The following is a 17,834-nucleotide window of genomic DNA, read 5'->3' on the forward strand; positions in this document are numbered from 1 at the left end:
CCCTTTATAGATGCCCCCTAGGCACCTCTATAACGGTGTAATCGTAGTCAGACGGGACAGTTTCGATGAACATTCACGAATATCAGGCCAAAGCTCTTCTTCGCAGCTATGGCGCTCCGGTCTCCGAGGGTCGCGCGGTACTGCGCGCCGAGGAAGCCAAAACCGCAGCCGGTGAACTGGATGGCCCCCTGTGGGTTGTCAAAGCACAGATCCACGCGGGTGGCCGCGGCAAGGGTTCTTTCAAAGAGGCCGACGCCGGTGAAAAGGGCGGTGTCCGTCTGACCAAGTCGGTAGAAGAAGCCGCCGAAGAAGCCAAGAAGATGCTGGGCCGTACACTGGTCACCCACCAGACTGGCCCGGCAGGCAAGCAGGTCAACCGCATCTATATCGAGGCCGGTTCCGGCATTGAACGCGAACTGTATCTGGCTCTGCTGGTGGATCGCCAGACCAGCCGCATCTCGTTCGTCTGTTCCACCGAAGGCGGCATGGACATCGAAGAGGTGGCGGCCGCCACGCCCGAGAAAATCCTGTCCTTCTCGGTCGACCCTGCCACCGGCTATCAGCCCTATCATGGCCGTCGCATCGCCTTCTCGCTGGGTCTGGAAGGCGCGCAGGTCAAGCAATGCGTCAAGCTGATGGGTCAGCTCTATAACGCCTTCGTCGAGAAGGACATGGAGATGCTGGAGATCAACCCGCTGATCATCTCGGACAAGGGCGATCTGAAAGTGCTTGACGCCAAGGTCGGCTTTGACGGAAACGCGGTTTACCGCCACCCCGACATCGCCGAACTGCGCGACACGACCGAGGAAGATCCCAAGGAACTGGAAGCCTCCAAGTACGACCTGAACTACATCGCGCTGGATGGTGAGATCGGGTGCATGGTGAACGGTGCCGGTCTGGCGATGGCCACCATGGACATCATCAAGCTGTACGGTGCCGAGCCTGCCAACTTCCTCGACGTGGGCGGCGGTGCCACCAAAGAGAAAGTGACCGAGGCGTTCAAGATCATCACCTCGGACCCGCAGGTCAAAGGCATTCTGGTCAACATCTTCGGCGGCATCATGCGCTGTGACGTCATCGCCGAGGGCGTTGTCGCCGCGGTGAAAGAGGTTGGCCTGCAAGTTCCGCTGGTCGTGCGTCTGGAAGGCACGAATGTCGAGAAAGGCAAAGAGATCATCAACACCTCTGGCCTAGACGTGATCGCGGCGGACAACCTGAAAGACGGTGCCGAGAAGATCGTGAAGGCGGTTAAGGGTTAAGCTGTGAAGTTTAGTTCAAAAGCTGTTGCGTTGGCGTGTGCCGTGGCCTTGTCAGGTTGCGGTGCGCCCTCAACGGATAGATTTGCTGCGAAGTCTTTTGCATTCTCAGAGACAAACCAACCTGTTCAGGTGTTCTCCGAGGCTTGCCTAAAAACGCTTCCGAATTTCGACACGTTCTCAACCGCGGTTCAAAAACAAGGTTTGAAGCCTACGACTCCAATGGCTGGCAACCCCGCATTCATGGCCCCGGGCGAGAAGTTGTTGGCTACAAGTGTGATCGAAGAAGGTGACAAGTCGACATGCGCCGTAGTCTTTCTTGGTGCCGATAACAGTAAGGAAATCGGGGATCTCTTTCTTCAGGAGGCTTCAAAACGAACCGGAGGTGAACCCCAGGATCATCTTCCCAGAGGCCAGTATAACTACGTGTACCAACTCAAAAATGGGAGCGTATTGGTCTACGAGGCTAAAAAAAAGCGCGATCACGTTCGCCATTTTGTCTTCGTGACAAAACCAGTCTCCCGAAAGGAAGTTGCAAGTTACGTCTACAACTGACGCCTAAGTGAATAGCGGGGCTGTCTCTGCTTTCAGAAACGAGTTTCAGCAGATTCTTTCTGCTTAAAAAAAAGGAGAACGCCAAATGGCAGTCCTCATCGACGAAAATACCAAAGTGATCTGTCAGGGCTTTACCGGCTCGCAGGGCACATTCCACTCTGAACAGGCCATCGCCTATGGCACCAAGATGGTCGGCGGCGTGACCCCCGGCAAAGGCGGGATGACCCATCTTGATCTGCCCGTGTTCAACTCGGTCCACGAAGCCAAGCACGTGACCGAAGCCAATGCCTCGGTGATCTATGTGCCGCCGCCCTTCGCAGCGGACTCGATCCTCGAAGCGATTGATGCCGAGATGGAAGTGATCGTCTGCATAACCGAAGGCATCCCGGTTCTGGACATGATGAAGGTGAAGCGCGCGTTGGAAGGCTCGAACTCGCGCCTGATCGGTCCGAACTGCCCCGGTGTGATTACTCCAGACGCCTGCAAGATCGGCATCATGCCCGGCCACATCCACAAACGCGGCTCGGTCGGCGTTGTGTCGCGCTCGGGCACCTTGACCTATGAGGCCGTCAAGCAGACCACCGATGTGGGCCTGGGCCAGTCCACCTGTGTGGGCATCGGCGGTGACCCGATCAAAGGCACCGAGCATATCGACGTGCTGGAATGGTTCCTGGCCGATGACGAAACCGAGTCGATCATCATGATCGGTGAGATCGGTGGCTCGGCCGAGGAAGAAGCCGCACAGTTCCTGGCGGATGAGGCCAAGAAGGGCCGCAAAAAGCCGACTGCCGGTTTCATCGCAGGCCGCACGGCCCCTCCGGGCCGCCGCATGGGCCACGCGGGCGCGATTGTCGCCGGTGGCAAGGGCGGTGCCGAGGATAAGATCGAAGCCATGCGCTCGGCCGGTATCGTCGTGGCCGAAAGCCCCGCCCAGCTGGGTGAGGCTGTGCTGGAAGCGATTGGGTAAGCGCGATGGCGCACCAAGGCATACGCTACACGAGGCGGGGAGAGAAATCTCCTCGCTTTAAGCATGTCTTGGCCCTTGTATTTGGCGGCCTGCTTTCGATGTGTGCAGGTGTTGCAAGCGCATCCCCTGAGTTCACAAAGCCAACACAGGACATAATTGACCTCTGTACTTGGTCGTCTAAGAGTCGCGCGTCGATTGCTCAAGAATTCACCGAACGCGGATGGAAAAAGTTCCGTGCGCCCTATCCCGAAGCACTTGCTTCGCTTTTGGCCGATGGCGGACTCTTCCGTGCCCTAATTGATGAGAGATACAACTTTTTCGGTCTGGATACAGAAACTGGCATTATTCCCGACATGATTGAGCATCTGGACACCATATCCGATGTCTCACAGCGCGGTGTCTATGATGCGTTCTGGTGGGATGGAGACACCCGCGCGTTTTTGATGATCCATGACAAGGGCGGGAATAGAAAACTTGGCGAAGACCTTGGATGCCGCTTCTTTAGTTCTTCTTTGCAAGATGCAACATTGGTTTCTGATGCAGTTTATCAATACCCGGGTGACGAGCACAAAGTATCTCTTGGTCCGGCTCGAACTGTGAGTGCGACGACGATTGGAGACGAGCTACACAAACCGCTTTCTGGTGCTGCTAGTGTTCTTGTGAAGCTGGGCGTTTTTGTTGATCGCCCGATTCTGGAACCTCAAGTAGGCATGGGGCCTGCGAGAGTGCAGTTTTTTTGGTTTGAACGTTCCGAATTCGAAGAGCAATATTCGAGAAAACCCAATGCGGCATTGGCATTAGAAATCTTCCGGCGAAATGAGGAAGCCAAGCCATGACCTTCTCTGACGCCATCCGCACCTGCTTCTCCAAGTTCTTCACCTTCTCGGGTCGCGCCTCGCGGCCCGAATACTGGTTCTTTTTCCTGTTCATCGTGATCTGGAACATTATCGCCGGGATCATCGACTGGCAGTTCTTCACTCAGGTCGCCACGACGCAGACCGATGAAGTCAAACAAGTCACCGCCACGTCCTCTGCGCCCGTGCAGAGCATCGTCGGCCTGGTCGTCTTTTTCCCGCATCTGGCCGCCGCGTGGCGGCGGATGCATGATACCGGGCGCAGCGGGCTTTACGCTCTGTTGCCGATCCTGCTGATCGTCGGGGCCGCTGGTGTTCTGATCTTTGGCATCGGCCTTGCGTCCAGCTTCCAGCATGGCGGCAACCTGGACATCCTGTTCACCCGCGCCACTTTGCTGGTCGTCCTTCCGACACTTTTCGTTCTGTTTGTGTCGCCCCTCCTGGTGCTGTGGTGGCTGACCCGCCCGTCTCAACCAGGCACCAACCAATACGGTCCCAACCCATATGAGGTAGCCCAATGACCGAACATACGCCCAATTCCGCGTTCCACGCCTCGAGCTTTATGCAGGGGCACAATGCCGAGTATCTGGAGCAGCTTTATGCCCAGTACACCAAGAACCCCGGTGCGGTAGATGCCGCTTGGGCCGAGTTCTTCAAGGCCATGGGTGACGCTTCTCCGGACGTTCAGAAAGAGGCCGAAGGGCCGTCCTGGGCGCGCACCGACTGGCCGCCGATGCCAGCAGATGATCTGACCGGCGCGCTGACTGGTGAATGGGCCGAGATCGACGCCAAAGCCGCTGGCAAGAAGATCAAGGACAAGGCTGCGGACAAGGGCGTTGAGGTCAGCGAAGACCAGATCAAACGTGCGGTTCTGGACAGCTTGCGGGCGCTGATGCTGATCCGAGCCTATCGGATCCGGGGCCATCTGGCCGCCAATCTGGACCCGCTGGGGATGCGCGCCGCCAGCACACACCCCGAGCTGGACCCCAAGACCTATGGCTTTACCGAAGCCGACATGGACCGGCCGATCTTTATCGACAACGTGCTGGGCTTACAGATGGCCAGTATGCGCCAGATCGTCGAGATCGTGAAGCGGACCTATTGCGGCACGTTTGCGCTGCAATACATGCATATCTCGGATCCCGAACAGGCCGCATGGCTGAAAGAGCGGATCGAAGGCTATGGCAAGGAAATCGCCTTCACCAAGGAAGGCCGCAAGGCGATCCTGAACAAGATGGTCGAGGCCGAAGGTTTCGAGAAGTTCCTGCACGTCAAATATATGGGCACCAAGCGGTTCGGTCTGGACGGCGGTGAAGCGCTGATCCCCGCGATGGAGCAGATCATCAAGCGGGGCGGCGCCCTGGGGATCAAGGACATCGTCATCGGGATGCCACACCGGGGCCGTTTGAACATCCTCGCCAATGTGATGAGCAAGCCCTATCGCGCGATCTTCAACGAATTCCAGGGTGGCAGCTTCAAGCCCGAGGATGTGGACGGGTCAGGCGACGTAAAATACCACCTTGGCGCGTCCAGCGACCGCGAATTTGACGGCAATAGCGTGCACCTATCTCTGACTGCGAACCCCTCGCACCTTGAGGCGGTGAACCCGGTGGTTCTGGGCAAGGTCCGCGCCAAGCAGGATCAGCTGAACGACACTGACCGTACCGCGGTGATGGGCATCCTGCTGCATGGCGACGCGGCCTTTGCCGGCCAAGGTGTTGTGGCCGAAGGCTTCGGCCTGTCGGGTTTGCGCGGTCACAAGACCGGCGGCACCATGCATATCGTGGTCAACAACCAGATCGGCTTCACCACCGCGCCGCACTTCTCGCGCTCCAGCCCGTATCCGACCGATATCGCGCTGATGGTCGAGGCGCCGATCTTCCACGTGAACGGCGACGACCCCGAGGCCGTGGTCCACGCCGCCAAGGTAGCGACCGAGTTCCGCCAGAAATTCCACAAGGACGTGGTCATCGACATCTTCTGCTATCGCCGGTTCGGTCACAACGAGGGCGACGAGCCCATGTTCACCAACCCGATCATGTACAAGAAGATCAAGACCCATAAGACCACGCTGTCGCTGTACACCGAACGTCTGGTCAAGGATGGCCTGATTCCGGAAGGTGAGATCGAGGACATGAAAGCCGCCTTCCAAGCGCATCTGAACGATGAGTTCGAGGCCGGCAAGGACTACAAGCCCAACAAGGCCGACTGGCTGGACGGGCGCTGGTCGCATCTGGACAAGAACAAAGAAGAATACGTGCGCGGCGAAACCGCGATCACGCCTGACACTCTGGCCGAGATCGGCAAGGCTCTGACGCACGCGCCTGAGGACGTTGCCTTGCACAAGACTGTGGGTCGTCTGCTGGATCACAAGAAACAGATGTTCGACAACGGAAAGGGCTTTGACTGGGCGACCGGTGAAGCGCTGGCCTTTGGCTCTTTGCTGACCGAAGGCTTCCCGGTTCGCCTGTCCGGTCAGGACGCGACACGCGGCACGTTCAGCCAACGCCACTCGGGCTTTGTGCACCAGGAAAACGAAGAGCGGTATTACCCGCTGAACAACATCCGTGCCGGTCAGTCGAAATACGACGTGATCGACTCGATGCTGTCGGAATACGCGGTTCTGGGCTTCGAATACGGCTATTCGCTGGCAGAACCCAACGCGCTGACCCTGTGGGAAGCACAGTTTGGTGATTTCGCCAACGGCGCGCAGATCATGTTCGACCAGTTCATCAGCTCGGGCGAAAGCAAATGGCTGCGGATGTCCGGCCTAGTGACTCTGCTGCCGCACGGTTTCGAAGGGCAGGGCCCCGAGCATAGTTCGGCGCGTCTGGAACGTTTCCTGCAAATGTGCGGTCAGGACAACTGGATCGTGGCGAACTGTACTACGCCCGCGAACTATTTCCACATCCTGCGCCGGCAGTTGCACCGGACCTTCCGCAAGCCGTTGATCCTGGTGACGCCGAAATCGCTGCTGCGTCACAAGCTGGCGGTCAGCACCGCCGAAGAGTTCACCACCGGCTCCAGCTTTCACCGGGTGCTGTGGGACGATGCGCAGCAGGGCAACTCCGAGACTAAGCTGGTCAAGGACAACAAGATCAAACGTGTCGTGATGTGTTCCGGCAAGGTCTATTACGACCTGCTGGAAGAGCGTGACGCACGCGGCATTGACGATGTCTACCTGATGCGGATCGAACAGTACTACCCGTTCCCGGCGCATTCGCTGATTAACGAGCTTGAGCGCTTCAAGGGGGCCGAGATCATCTGGTGTCAGGAAGAACCCAAGAACCAAGGTGCCTGGACATTTATCGAACCCAATATCGAATGGGTTCTGACCCGTATTAAGGCCAAACATACCCGGCCCCGCTATGTCGGCCGCGCAACTTCGGCCTCGCCCGCCACAGGTCTGGCCAGCCAACACAAAGCCCAACAAGAGGCGCTCGTGAACGAAGCGCTGAGCATCGAAGGAAAGTAAACGATGACCATTGAAGTTCGTGTTCCCACGCTTGGCGAATCCGTCACCGAAGCCACGGTTGCGACGTGGTTCAAGAAACCCGGTGATGCCGTAGCCGTGGATGAGATGCTCTGTGAGCTTGAAACCGACAAGGTGACCGTCGAAGTGCCTTCGCCCACGGCGGGTGTGATGGGCGAGATCGTAGCTGCCGAGGGTGAAACCGTTGGCGTCGATGCCCTGCTAGCAACAATCGCTGCAGGTGAAGGCGCCGCCCCGGCCCCTGCACCAGCTGCGACCCCCGCAGCCGAGGCCGCCCCGGCCGCTGGTGCAGGCCGCGTCGACGTCATGGTTCCCACCTTGGGCGAGTCGGTTACCGAGGCCACCGTATCCACCTGGTTCAAACAGGTTGGCGATGCCGTCGCGCAGGACGAAATGCTGTGTGAGTTGGAAACCGACAAGGTCTCGGTCGAGGTCCCTTCCCCGACCGCTGGCGTTCTGGCGGAAATCGCGGCCCCCGAAGGCACCACCGTGGACGCGTCGGCCAAGCTGGCGGTGATCTCGGGTGAAGGTACCGTTGCAGCCCCTGCCGCTGTTCCGGCCGCTGCCGCCGCCCCAGCGACGGTGGCCACGGGCATGGACGTGGCCAATGCGCCCTCGGCCGAAAAAGCGATGGCCGAAGCCGGTCTGTCCGCCGATCAGGTCTCCGGCACCGGTCGCGATGGCCGCATTATGAAAGAGGACGTAGCCCGCGCCGTGGCAACCGCAGCCGCACCGGCTCCTGCTGCGGCTCCGGCCCCTGCGCCTGCACCACGCGCGCCAGTAGCGGCCGAGGATGCATCTCGCGAGGAACGCGTGCGCATGACTCGCCTGCGCCAGACCATCGCAAAGCGCCTGAAGGACGCGCAAAACACCGCTGCGATCCTGACCACCTTCAACGAGGTGGACATGACCGAGGTGATGGCTCTGCGCAACCAGTACAAGGACCAGTTCGAGAAGAAGCACGGCGTGCGTCTGGGCTTTATGTCTTTCTTCACCAAGGCCTGCTGCCATGCTCTGAAGGAAGTGCCCGAGGTGAATGCCGAGATCGATGGCACCGACATCGTTTACAAGAACTTCGTGCATATGGGGGTTGCCGCCGGTACGCCTCAAGGTCTGGTTGTTCCAGTCATCCGTGACGCCGACAGCATGTCCTTTGCCGCGATCGAAAAAGCCATCGCCGAAAAGGGCAAGCGCGCCCGTGACGGTAAGCTTTCGATGGCCGAAATGCAGGGCGGCACCTTCACCATCTCGAACGGTGGCGTCTACGGCTCTCTGATGTCGTCGCCGATCCTGAACCCCCCGCAGTCGGGTATTCTGGGCATGCACAAGATCCAGGACCGTCCGATGGTCATCAACGGTGAGATCAAGATCCGCCCGATGATGTATCTGGCTCTGTCCTACGATCACCGGATCGTTGATGGCAAAGGCGCCGTGACCTTCCTTGTACGTGTAAAAGAGGCGCTGGAAGATCCGCGCCGCCTGCTGATGGATCTGTAATTATGGCAACTCATGTATTGTGGCAGGCCGATGTGGCCGATTTCGATGCCTGGTTGAAAGTGTTCCGCGAAGACAAACCTATGCGCAAGGCCGCGGGTATTCGCGACCTGCACGTCTGGCGCGACCCGGACCAACGCGACCATGCCATCGCCATGTTCGAGGTCACGAACCTGGACAAGGCCCGTGCCTTTTTCGGTTCGGAAGAGCTGGCGATGCACCACGAACGGGGCGGCATTGCACATATCACGATCAAGCTGCTGGAACCGGTTTGAAGAAAACACCGCATGAACCGGCCATGCTGGATCATGCAGCCACCGGTCCATCCGGTCGACTTAGGAGAGTATAATGGCAAACTATGACGTCATCGTAATCGGCGCCGGCCCCGGCGGCTATGTCTGCGCCATCCGCTGCGCCCAGCTGGGTCTGAAAACCGCCGTTGTCGAAGGGCGTGAAACCCTGGGCGGGACCTGTCTGAACGTGGGCTGTATCCCGTCCAAGGCTCTGCTGCACGCCTCTCAACAATTACATGAGGCCGAGCATAACTTTGCCAAGATGGGCCTGAAGGGCAAAAGCCCCTCGGTCGACTGGAAACAGATGCAGGCATACAAGGAAGAAACCATCGAGGGCAACACCAAGGGCATCGAGTTCCTGTTCAAGAAGAACAAGATCGACTGGCTCAAGGGTTGGGGATCGATCCCAGCGGCCGGTCAGGTGAAGGTGGGCGATGAGGTCCACTCGGCCAAGAACATCATCATCGCGTCCGGGTCCGAGCCGGCCTCGCTGCCGGGCGTTGAGGTCGATGAAAAGGTCGTCGTGACCTCGACTGGTGCGTTGTCACTGGGCAAGATCCCGAAAAAGATGGTCGTGATCGGCGCGGGTGTTATCGGTCTGGAGCTGGGGTCCGTCTATCAGCGTCTGGGGGCCGAGGTCACCGTGATCGAGTTCCTCGACGTAGTCACTCCGGGCATGGACCCTGAGGTGCAGAAGACCTTCCAGCGCATCCTCAAGAAGCAGGGTCTGAAATTCGTGATGGGAGCAGCGGTGCAAAAAACCGAAGCCACCAAGACCAAGGCCAAGGTTACCTACAAGCTGCGCAAGGATGACAGCGAGCACGTGATCGACGCCGACACCGTTCTGGTCGCGACCGGGCGCAAGCCGTTCTCGGACGGTCTTGGGCTTGAGGCTCTGGGCGTTGAGATGACCCCGCACGGTCAGATCAAAGTTGGTGCAGACTGGCAGACCAACGTTCCGGGCATCTATGCCATCGGCGACGTGACCGAAGGCCCGATGCTGGCACATAAGGCCGAGGATGAAGGTATGGCTGCCGCCGAGCAAGTCGCGGGCAAGCATGGTCATGTCAATTATGGCGTCATCCCGGGCGTGATCTACACTTGGCCCGAAGTGGCGAACGTGGGCGAAACCGAAGAGACGCTCAAGGCCGCGGGCCGCGCCTACAAGGTCGGCAAGTTCATGTTCATGGGCAATGGCCGCGCCAAGGCGAACTTTGCCGCCGATGGCTTCGTCAAGATTCTGGCCGACAAGGAAACCGATCGCATTCTGGGTTGCCACATCATCGGTCCGGCCGCGGGTGACCTGATTCACGAGGTTTGCGTCGCGATGGAATTCGGTGCCTCGGCCGAGGATTTGGCCCTCACCTGCCACGCCCACCCGACCTATTCGGAAGCGGTGCGTGAGGCCGCACTGGCCTGTGGCGATGGTCCGATCCACAGCTGATAGATTTACGATAGAACTCCTTAAAGGCGGGCCAAGAAGCCCGCCTTTTTCTTGCCGCTGCGCCACCTTACTTTTGCTACCGTATAGGTTGATCACTCGATTGTGATTGCCGGGAAGAACCGGCAGAACTGATTGAAACGAAACATTTATCGAGGCGGAAATGCGGTTTGCACTTCTTTGCGCGGTGGCGCTGTTATTCACCATGTTCTCTGGTCAGGACGCGCACGCGGCCCGCGGCGGCGGCGTCTGGGGCACGGCCGAACAGATGAGCCTTGTTGCTGAAACCGATGTCACGGACAATTCTGGTCAACAGCTGGCCCTGTGCCATTTGACCAAAAAGACTCACATCATGTTCGCGGGCGTGTGGCGCAGTTCGATCGGCTATGTCATGGCCCCGAACAAATGCGACAGCGACAGTTACTACTCGGTCAACGCCGAACAGTTGGCGATGGGCAAAGTGGTGGGGACTTACCCTGCGGACCTGCCGGATCAACCCTCGATGTCAATCGCCGACATGATCTCGGGGTTTTGGGGTTTGGGTGCCATTGCAGTGTTCTTGCTTTTAGCGGTAGCGAAATCCGCTCGCCAAACCAAGCGCACGGCGCAGAGGCATGCACAGATGGGCGATGTACATCCGGCGGCCTTGCGGGCGATGGATGCGATGTGCCACGCCGCAAAGGCGGATGGCACGCTGGACCCGTCTGAGATTGCGTTGATGGCCGATATTGCCAAGCAGATGACCGGCGAAACCTTTGACGAGGCCCGCATCCGCCGCATATTCGATATGGCCGAGGCCAAACCGACCGAGGCACAATTCGCCGCTTTTGGCACCGGGTTGACCTCGGATCAGAAACGCATGGTACTGCAGGCCACGCTGATGATCGCAGCCGCAGACGGCAATATGGATGAGGATGAGGCCCTTTTCGTCCAGAAACTGGCGCGCGGGCTGGGGATCAATGTGGACGAATTCATGACGATGTTTCAGGCCGCGAACGCCAACCCGGCCTGATTTACCACATGGTCTTTGCGGCGCGTGCCCCCCACTCGGAATCGTAACGCGCGCCGCCTTCTTCCCCTTCGCTCACCTCAGCCAGAATCTCTCCCATGGTGGGGAGGTCGGCACTTTCGTCGCCCGCGTTCCATGTCCGCGCCCGCATCATTGCGCGGGCGCATTGGGTGTAGATCTCGGTGATTTCGATGACTACGACGGTCGCGGGTTGCTTACCGTTCTTCTCGAAGTGAGCGCGCAAGGTCACGTCCGCCGTTAACCGCGCCTGTCCGTTTACCCGAACCACATTGTTCGACCCAGGCACCAGGAACATCAGCGCCACACGCGGGTCACGCACGATATTGCGCAGGGAATCCAGACGGTTGTTGCCGCGCCAGTCCGGCAGGGCCAGCGTCTTTGGACCAAGTTCCAACACCACCGGTCCATCGTCCCCGCGCGGGCTGCCATCGGTGCCTTCAGGGCCAACCGTACTCAGGATGCACAGCCGCGAGGCCATGATCCACTTGCGGTACAGCGGCGTCAGGCTATGCGCCACCTTGCGCAGCGAGGGCGCTGCGGGCATACCGTACAGCCCTTCGAGCGTTTCGATATCTTCAATGAACTCCATCCGGGTCAAACCCCACTTCTTTCATCAATGCATCAGAGCGCGTTTCGATCACGTCTTCCAGCCGTTGCAAGAAATCCTTGCGGCCAACGCCTGGTTCAATCGGATCGAGAAAATCGACAATCGCCAGCCCAGGTTTGCGCAAAACGCCCGTGCGCGGCCAGAAAACGCCAGCGTTGGTCGCCACCGGAACGCAGGGAAACCCGAGGCCTTCGTACAGAATCGCTGTGCCCACCTTGTAGGGAATGTGCACCCCTGGCGCGACTCGGGTTCCCTGCGGGTAGATGACCAACTGGCCGGGCTCGGTGAATTCCTTGGAGACGTCCTTGACCATCTTGGCCACGGCCACACCCTTTTTGCCGCGATCGACCGGGATGCAGCCAAGGCGCCGAGCATACATGCCAATGATCGGAGTCCAGAGCAGTTCCTTTTTCATGATGAACTTGCCGTGGGGCACCGCGTCGAAAATTATGATGATGTCCAGAAAGGACTGATGCTTGGCCCCAACCACAACCTCACCCGTGGGCACGGCCCCGCGGACCTCGGTGCGGATGCCGACCATCCAGCGGGCCAGCCACATGGTTGTGCGGGCATAGGTCTTGCAGGCCCGCAGCGCGCCACTTTTGGCAAACAGAGCATAAGGGGCGAAGACAACGCCCAGGATCAGCATCCAAGTGTAGATCACGATCATGAAGATCAGCGAACGGATCCATTGAAACGCTGTGGCCATCACGAAAGCTCCTTCAATTTACGGCTGGCGGCAGTCCAGGTGGCCATAAAGGCGACAGTGGCACCTAATACCGGGATCAGTGCCGGCAGTATCCAGCCTGCGCCCTGAAAGCCCAGACCGGTCAGAAAACCGCCCTCATCCGAGGCTTCGGGCAGCAGCAGCACGCCGGTCATGCCCAGAATGACGCCCACAACCGCGCCAAAAAACGCGCGGTAGGTAAAGCGCCGGACAAAGGCGCGGGCAATGAAACGGTCGCGGGCACCGACCAGGCGCAGCACCTCGATGATCTGGGCGTTGGCCGCCAGCGACGCATTTGCCGCCAGCGTGATCATCGCGGCCGTCGCCCCACCGATCAGCAGGATCGAGACCCAGCCCAGCCGCCGCAGCGACATTGCCGCATCCACCAGCGGCTTGCGCCAGCGGGTGTGGTCGTCCAGTACGGCGCCCGGCACTTCGGCCCCCAATCGCAGACGCAGGCCGGTTGCATCCAGACCGGGCTCTCCTTCGATGATTTCGATCAGTTGCGGTATCGGCAAGGTGTCCAGCGGCAGGTCGGGGCCGAACCATGGCGATAGCAGAGCGGCCTGCTCCTCGGTCGTCAGCGCCCGGGCCGAAGCAACACCAGGTGTCTGGCTCAGCACAGTCAGGGCGGCCTCGGTCTGGGCCGCCAGTTGGTCGGCTGGGGCGTTGATGCGCAGGGTCGCGGCCCCGGCCAGTTCACTCGCCCAGCGATCCGCCAGTCGCCCCGAGGCCAGCGACAGCGCCAGCGCAAACACCGCCAGAAACGCCATCGCGCCCGACACGAACAGAGTTAGATGCGCGGTATAGCCGGTGGGCGGCACGACCCGGTCGGCACGCGCGTCCCGTTGCAACAGGTTTCGGATCATCCCCTTGCTCATAGATCTGCCCCCGCAAGCTGGACCTGACGTTGCGAGATCCGCAGCACACGCGCCTGCACCTGACTTTTGGCGGCTCGGATCAGGCTCAGGTCATGGGTGGCAATCAGCACGGTCTTGCCCATCTTGTTCAGCTCGACCAGCAGGCGCAGCAGGCGTTGCGACATCTCCCAGTCCACGTTGCCGGTGGGTTCATCCGCCAGCACCACATCCGGCGACAGGATCACCGCACGGGCCAGCGCGGCGCGCTGACGTTCACCCCCTGACAGCTCCGGCGGGTGCGCATCCAGCCGGGTGCCCAGACCGACCCAAGACAGCAATTCGCTCAGGTCTTCTCGCTTCGCGGTCTCGGCCTGCCCGGATACCATCAATGGCAAGGCCACATTCTCTGCCACCGTCATGTGATCCAGAAACCGGCAGTCCTGATGCACGACACCGATCCGACGTCGCAATAGGGCCATCTGGTCCCGATCCAGCCGGGCGACATCCTGCTCCAACGCGCTCAGCCGCCCGGATGTGGGCAGCAACGCGCCATAGCACAGCTTGAGCAACGTGGTCTTTCCCGCGCCCGACGGGCCGGTCAGAAAGTGAAACGACCCTGGTTGCAGCTGCAGCGACACGTCGCTCAGCAGTTCGCCTCCACCATAGGTGTAGCTGACATTTTCCAGCTCGATCACAGGGGCCCCCATTCTAGTTGCCGCCCTTCTTGCCCGAGCGCGGTTGTGGTTTCAATGCCTGCACCGGGTCGAATTGGTGACACTTGTGCCGCGAAACCGAAAACACCCTTTGCGGTCGTGTCTTAACGGAATAACATCCCTGAAAAAACTATTATCAGGTCGAGGTTCCGACCAGGAGGCAGTATGCGTCTTACGTGTCCGAATTGCAGCGCCCAGTACGAGGTGCCAGACGAGGTCATTCCTGAAGAAGGCCGCGACGTGCAATGCTCGAATTGCGAGAACACCTGGTTTCAGGCCAAGTACCCGGACCAGCCCGCCCCTGTGGCGGTCGAGTCTGTAGTCGAGGAGACACCTGCCGAGGCAGAGCCAGCACCGGCAGAGCAAGAGCCAGCGCCGGCAGAGGAAGCGGCTGCATCTGCCACCGAGGTAAAGGTGGCGCCCAAGCCCGAACCCGTGCCGGATCCCGAGGCTGCGCCGGAACCTGAAAAACCTGCGGCGAACGGGAATATCGATCCTGCGGTAGCCAGTATCCTCAAGGAAGAAGCAGCCCGCGAGGCTGATCTGCGCGCTCAGGAAGGCGGCAGCCTAGAGACCCAACCCGATCTGGCACTGGATGCCCCTCCCGAGCCCGAACCCGAGACGGAACGCGCCGTCAAGGAGTTGACGGCCACCGAGACCGCGGAAGATGCGGGGCAGAAGGACGCGCTGCCGGATGTCGAGGCGATCAATTCCAGCCTGCGAAGCGATGACACCGCGGGGACAGAGGACACCGCGCAGCGCAAATCCGGTGGGTTCATGCGCGGTTTTGCAGCGATCCTGATTGTCGGAATTGTGCTGATCCTGATCTATGGCAATGCACAGAAAATCAGCCAGGCCGTTCCGCAGGCCGATCCCATCCTTGAACCCTATGTGACGATGGTGGATCAGGCACGGCTGTGGCTTGAGATGCAGACCTCGGGTACGGCACAGAACTGATCCGGTTGCAGGACAGCGTCAGAAACGCTCCAGCAGCCGCTTAAGGTATTCCAACTCGATCTGAGGACGGTCCGTTTCGCCGGTACGGCGGCGGATTTCGTCCAGTAATTCGCGGGCGCGGCGATAGACATCTTCGCCCTGCAGCATGTTGTCATCGGTCGAGATCGACCCGTTCGTACCCGGGTTGCGGCCCAAAGGATCGCGGTTGTTGGCCTGCATATCGCCCTCCTGCGAGCCTTGGCCGGGTTGGTTCTTCTGGTTCTGGGCCAAAGCCTCGCCCAGCGACCGCATCCCTTCGCGCAGGGCTTCCATCGCCTCGGACTGGCGGTCAATGGCCTCTGCCAGATCGTCGCTGCGCAGGGCCTCTTCGGCCTCATCCATGGCGCGGCCAGCGCGGCCCAGCGCATCACGTGCAGCCTCGCCCTCGGGCGTTCCCGCGCCGGGCAGGCTTTGTTGTTGACGGCCCAGTTCATCCCGCAAGGCCTGCTGGCGATCGGCCAGCGATCCCTCACCCTGTTGGCTACCGCCCTGTTGATCCGAGCCGCGACCGCCCTGGCCTTCATGGCTCTGCCCCCGGCCCTGACCACCGCTGCGGCCTTCGTTGCCTTCGCTTTCACCGGCCTGCGCACCGGGGTTGAACTGTTCCTGCAGATCGCGGAAGGCCTGATCGCTCAGCCCCTGCTGTTCACGTAGTGTCTCAGCCAACCCCTCCATGGCCTGCTGGCCTTCGGATTGCTGGCCCTGACCCTGACCTTGGGTGACGCGCATGTTTTCCATCATCTGCTGGAACTCTTCCAGCGCCTGTTGCGCCTCGGCCATGCGGCCCTGTTCCATCAGTTCCTGAATGCGGTCCATCATCCGCTGCAGATCATCCTGCGTCATCTGCAGGGTTTCGCCGTTCTGGCCTTGCTGGTTTTCGTCGAACTCTCCGTTTTCCTGCGCCAGACGCTGCAACTGGCGCATGTAATCCTGCGTCGCTTCGCGCAGCTCTTGCATCAGTTCTGCGATCTCCTCATCCGAGGCGCCGTTCTTCATCGCCTCGGACAAGCGTTCCTGCGCCCGGCGCATCCGCTCCAGCGCATCGGCAAGCGTGCCCTCTTCAATGATAACCGCCAGATCCCACAAGGCCTGCGCGATCTCTTCCTGCTGCTTGGGCTTCAGATCGTATCTGGTAAATGCCTCCAGCCGCCGCAGGGTGACACGCAAACGCAGATAAGCGGTGTCCGAGCGAAAGAGCCCCTCGGGCAGATGCGAAACCGCCCGCAGCAGTTGGGCAACCCGCGGCGCGTTGTCCCGCGACCACAGCAGATCGCGGCGCTGTTCGATCACCGCTGCTGCCAGCGGATCAAAGAACCGCCGCGCGGGCAATTTGGTCCTATAGGGTTCGGACTGACTATCCTGATCCGCTGCATCGCGTGCCGTCAGGGTGATTGTCACCGGCAAATGCGCCCAGGGGTGCTGTGAGAAATCCTCGATCAGGTCCTCGGTGAAATCAGCCCTATCACCGGTGATCGGCATCGGCAGTTCCACCTCGATCGCCTCGCGCGCCTCGGGTGATGTGGTGAGGCCATAGCGGCGATCCACTGCAGCAAGATCCAGCCTGATCGTTGCGCTGCCGGACACCACGCCATAATCGTCACTGGCAGCAAAGGGCAGCTTCATCTGTCCGCCCGCCTCGGCCTCGGCCACGTCCGCGACACCAATGCTGGGCGCGATATCCTGAACCACATCCAGTGCCCAGTCACGCCCGGACGGCCCTGCGATCTTTAGCTGACCTGAGCGTTCGGCCACAAATTCCTGCTCTGGCTCGGCTGCGTCCTGAGTACCCAACGGCGTGGTTGTTTCCGTCAGGCTATGTGCGCCAACTTCTCCGTAAAATCGCAAGGTGATGCGGCTGCCCTGCGGGATCGACAGCGTCGGATCGGTCTGGTCGGCCAGATAGAGCGTCGGAAGGCCGGTATAGCGTGGCGGCTCGACCCACCCTTCCCAACTTGGCCCCTGCCCGGCAATCGCCGCGCCCGGCGCCATCTCAGCCACCGAACCGATGCGCCAAAACGACCCAAAAAGACCCGCGATCACCAGCGCCAACAAGGCAGAATACCGCAATGCATAAGGATCGCGGTCGGCCAGCCGCAGGTCTGGTTTGACCGGCTCGGCCTGCGCTGCCCGTTGCGCCATCCGCGTCTGATGCGCGTGCCACAGCGCCACTGAATCCAAATCCGTCGCCCCGATGGCCTGATCATCCATCAGCGCCTGAATCGGACGTCCCGGCAGAGCGGCATCCAGCCGCATCAGCGCTTCGGCCTGTGATGGCACATGGAATCGCCTTGCGCCCAGGACTAGCGCAGCAAGCAGCCCCAACAGGGCCAATGCGCCGACAATCCAAACGATTTCCACGCCCACAAGATCCTGCAGCCCAAGCATCAAAGCCGCCAAAACCGCCATGCAAATCGTGAAAAACGGCCAAAACGCGCGCAAAACCTGCTCGGCCAGCATCCCTGCGTGCGTCAGCCACAGGGACAGTCTCGGGATCGGCAGGTTCGGTCTTGCGGTCAAGGCGGGCCTCCTGAACGGGCCCGCGCGGTCA

16 protein-coding genes are annotated in these 17,834 nt (G+C 60.3%); 11 read left to right on the top strand and 5 right to left on the bottom strand.

Annotated features, from left to right (window positions below; all coding sequences use genetic code 11):
- Nucleotides 1–65: 65 nt before the first annotated feature.
- The 10 genes from sucC (at nucleotide 66) to ACR0IM_RS13285 (ending at nucleotide 11,365) form a co-directional block, all read left to right on the top strand.
- A complete protein-coding gene (sucC, locus tag ACR0IM_RS13240) occupies nucleotides 66–1,259 on the top strand; it encodes an ADP-forming succinate--CoA ligase subunit beta (RefSeq protein WP_170402721.1) in 1,194 nt (397 codons plus the stop codon).
- 3 nt (nucleotides 1,260–1,262) lie between these two features.
- The gene (locus ACR0IM_RS13245; protein WP_480641803.1) at nucleotides 1,263–1,811 is read left to right on the top strand and encodes a hypothetical protein; all 549 of its coding nucleotides are present in this window, start codon (nucleotides 1,263–1,265) and stop codon (nucleotides 1,809–1,811) included.
- A gap of 85 nt (nucleotides 1,812–1,896) precedes the next feature.
- Nucleotides 1,897–2,778 (top strand): succinate--CoA ligase subunit alpha, encoded by an 882-nt coding sequence (gene sucD, locus ACR0IM_RS13250; protein WP_010443702.1) that lies wholly within the window; start codon nucleotides 1,897–1,899, stop codon nucleotides 2,776–2,778.
- A gap of 68 nt (nucleotides 2,779–2,846) precedes the next feature.
- Entirely contained in the window at nucleotides 2,847–3,614 is a 768-nt protein-coding gene (locus ACR0IM_RS13255) for a hypothetical protein (protein ID WP_480682194.1), read from the top strand.
- The gene (locus ACR0IM_RS13260) at nucleotides 3,611–4,153 is read left to right on the top strand and encodes a DUF805 domain-containing protein (protein ID WP_480641801.1); all 543 of its coding nucleotides are present in this window, start codon (nucleotides 3,611–3,613) and stop codon (nucleotides 4,151–4,153) included. The genes ACR0IM_RS13255 and ACR0IM_RS13260 overlap by 4 nt, the downstream gene beginning before the upstream one ends.
- Entirely contained in the window at nucleotides 4,150–7,107 is a 2,958-nt protein-coding gene (locus ACR0IM_RS13265; protein WP_480682195.1) for a 2-oxoglutarate dehydrogenase E1 component, read from the top strand. Before ACR0IM_RS13260 ends, ACR0IM_RS13265 begins: the two co-directional genes overlap by 4 nt.
- 3 nt (nucleotides 7,108–7,110) lie before the next feature.
- Nucleotides 7,111–8,622: a 2-oxoglutarate dehydrogenase complex dihydrolipoyllysine-residue succinyltransferase gene (gene odhB / locus ACR0IM_RS13270; protein ID WP_480682196.1), complete on the top strand. Its 1,512-nt coding sequence runs from the start codon at nucleotides 7,111–7,113 to the stop codon at nucleotides 8,620–8,622.
- Between the two features lie 2 nt (nucleotides 8,623–8,624).
- Nucleotides 8,625–8,894 carry a hypothetical protein gene (locus ACR0IM_RS13275; RefSeq protein WP_170327189.1) on the top strand — a complete coding sequence of 90 codons (270 nt, stop codon included), beginning with the start codon at nucleotides 8,625–8,627 and terminating at the stop codon, nucleotides 8,892–8,894.
- A 73-nt stretch (nucleotides 8,895–8,967) separates the two neighbouring features.
- Nucleotides 8,968–10,356, top strand: coding sequence for a dihydrolipoyl dehydrogenase (gene lpdA, locus ACR0IM_RS13280; RefSeq protein ID WP_480682197.1), 1,389 nt, complete (start codon nucleotides 8,968–8,970; stop codon nucleotides 10,354–10,356).
- A 160-nt stretch (nucleotides 10,357–10,516) separates the two neighbouring features.
- Nucleotides 10,517–11,365: a TerB family tellurite resistance protein gene (locus ACR0IM_RS13285; RefSeq protein WP_480682199.1), complete on the top strand. Its 849-nt coding sequence runs from the start codon at nucleotides 10,517–10,519 to the stop codon at nucleotides 11,363–11,365.
- Between the two features lies 1 nt (nucleotide 11,366).
- On the opposite strand, the gene ACR0IM_RS13290 is transcribed toward ACR0IM_RS13285, so the two are convergent.
- From ACR0IM_RS13290 to ACR0IM_RS13305, 4 genes are read right to left on the bottom strand one after another with little or no spacing between them, the layout of a single operon-like run.
- On the bottom strand, nucleotides 11,367–11,972 hold the full coding sequence (locus tag ACR0IM_RS13290) for a pyridoxamine 5'-phosphate oxidase family protein (RefSeq protein WP_480682200.1): 606 nt from the start codon (nucleotides 11,970–11,972) through the stop codon (nucleotides 11,367–11,369).
- Entirely contained in the window at nucleotides 11,959–12,699 is a 741-nt protein-coding gene (locus tag ACR0IM_RS13295; RefSeq protein WP_480682201.1) for a lysophospholipid acyltransferase family protein, read from the bottom strand. Before ACR0IM_RS13295 ends, ACR0IM_RS13290 begins: the two co-directional genes overlap by 14 nt.
- Nucleotides 12,699–13,598 (bottom strand): cell division protein FtsX, encoded by a 900-nt coding sequence (locus ACR0IM_RS13300; RefSeq protein ID WP_480682202.1) that lies wholly within the window; start codon nucleotides 13,596–13,598, stop codon nucleotides 12,699–12,701. Before ACR0IM_RS13300 ends, ACR0IM_RS13295 begins: the two co-directional genes overlap by 1 nt.
- A complete protein-coding gene (locus ACR0IM_RS13305; RefSeq protein WP_480592805.1) occupies nucleotides 13,595–14,272 on the bottom strand; it encodes a cell division ATP-binding protein FtsE in 678 nt (225 codons plus the stop codon). The genes ACR0IM_RS13300 and ACR0IM_RS13305 overlap by 4 nt, the downstream gene beginning before the upstream one ends.
- Before the next feature lie 183 nt (nucleotides 14,273–14,455).
- On the opposite strand from ACR0IM_RS13305, the gene ACR0IM_RS13310 reads away from it, so the two are divergent.
- A complete protein-coding gene (locus ACR0IM_RS13310; RefSeq protein ID WP_480682203.1) occupies nucleotides 14,456–15,247 on the top strand; it encodes a zinc-ribbon domain-containing protein in 792 nt (263 codons plus the stop codon).
- A gap of 18 nt (nucleotides 15,248–15,265) precedes the next feature.
- Here the strand turns inward: ACR0IM_RS13310 and ACR0IM_RS13315 are convergent, their stop codons facing one another.
- A complete protein-coding gene (locus tag ACR0IM_RS13315) occupies nucleotides 15,266–17,803 on the bottom strand; it encodes a TIGR02302 family protein (protein WP_480682205.1) in 2,538 nt (845 codons plus the stop codon).
- Between the last annotated feature and the right edge of the window lie 31 nt (nucleotides 17,804–17,834).

Source organism: Ruegeria sp. BF6 (assembly GCF_056538665.1).

What these genes read in the sequence shown, in the direction of transcription:
- ACR0IM_RS13300 (WP_480682202.1), bottom strand. Translation starts at nt 13,598, where the DNA reads ATGAGCAAGGGGATGATCCGAAACCTGTTGCAACGGGACGCGCGTGCC.
- ACR0IM_RS13275 (WP_170327189.1), top strand. Translation starts at nt 8,625, where the DNA reads ATGGCAACTCATGTATTGTGGCAGGCCGATGTGGCCGATTTCGATGCC.
- ACR0IM_RS13290 (WP_480682200.1), bottom strand. Translation starts at nt 11,972, where the DNA reads ATGGAGTTCATTGAAGATATCGAAACGCTCGAAGGGCTGTACGGTATG.
- lpdA (WP_480682197.1), top strand. Translation starts at nt 8,968, where the DNA reads ATGGCAAACTATGACGTCATCGTAATCGGCGCCGGCCCCGGCGGCTAT.
- sucC (WP_170402721.1), top strand. Translation starts at nt 66, where the DNA reads ATGAACATTCACGAATATCAGGCCAAAGCTCTTCTTCGCAGCTATGGC.
- odhB (WP_480682196.1), top strand. Translation starts at nt 7,111, where the DNA reads ATGACCATTGAAGTTCGTGTTCCCACGCTTGGCGAATCCGTCACCGAA.
- ACR0IM_RS13265 (WP_480682195.1), top strand. Translation starts at nt 4,150, where the DNA reads ATGACCGAACATACGCCCAATTCCGCGTTCCACGCCTCGAGCTTTATG.
- ACR0IM_RS13285 (WP_480682199.1), top strand. Translation starts at nt 10,517, where the DNA reads ATGCGGTTTGCACTTCTTTGCGCGGTGGCGCTGTTATTCACCATGTTC.
- sucD (WP_010443702.1), top strand. Translation starts at nt 1,897, where the DNA reads ATGGCAGTCCTCATCGACGAAAATACCAAAGTGATCTGTCAGGGCTTT.
- ACR0IM_RS13310 (WP_480682203.1), top strand. Translation starts at nt 14,456, where the DNA reads ATGCGTCTTACGTGTCCGAATTGCAGCGCCCAGTACGAGGTGCCAGAC.
- ACR0IM_RS13295 (WP_480682201.1), bottom strand. Translation starts at nt 12,699, where the DNA reads ATGGCCACAGCGTTTCAATGGATCCGTTCGCTGATCTTCATGATCGTG.
- ACR0IM_RS13260 (WP_480641801.1), top strand. Translation starts at nt 3,611, where the DNA reads ATGACCTTCTCTGACGCCATCCGCACCTGCTTCTCCAAGTTCTTCACC.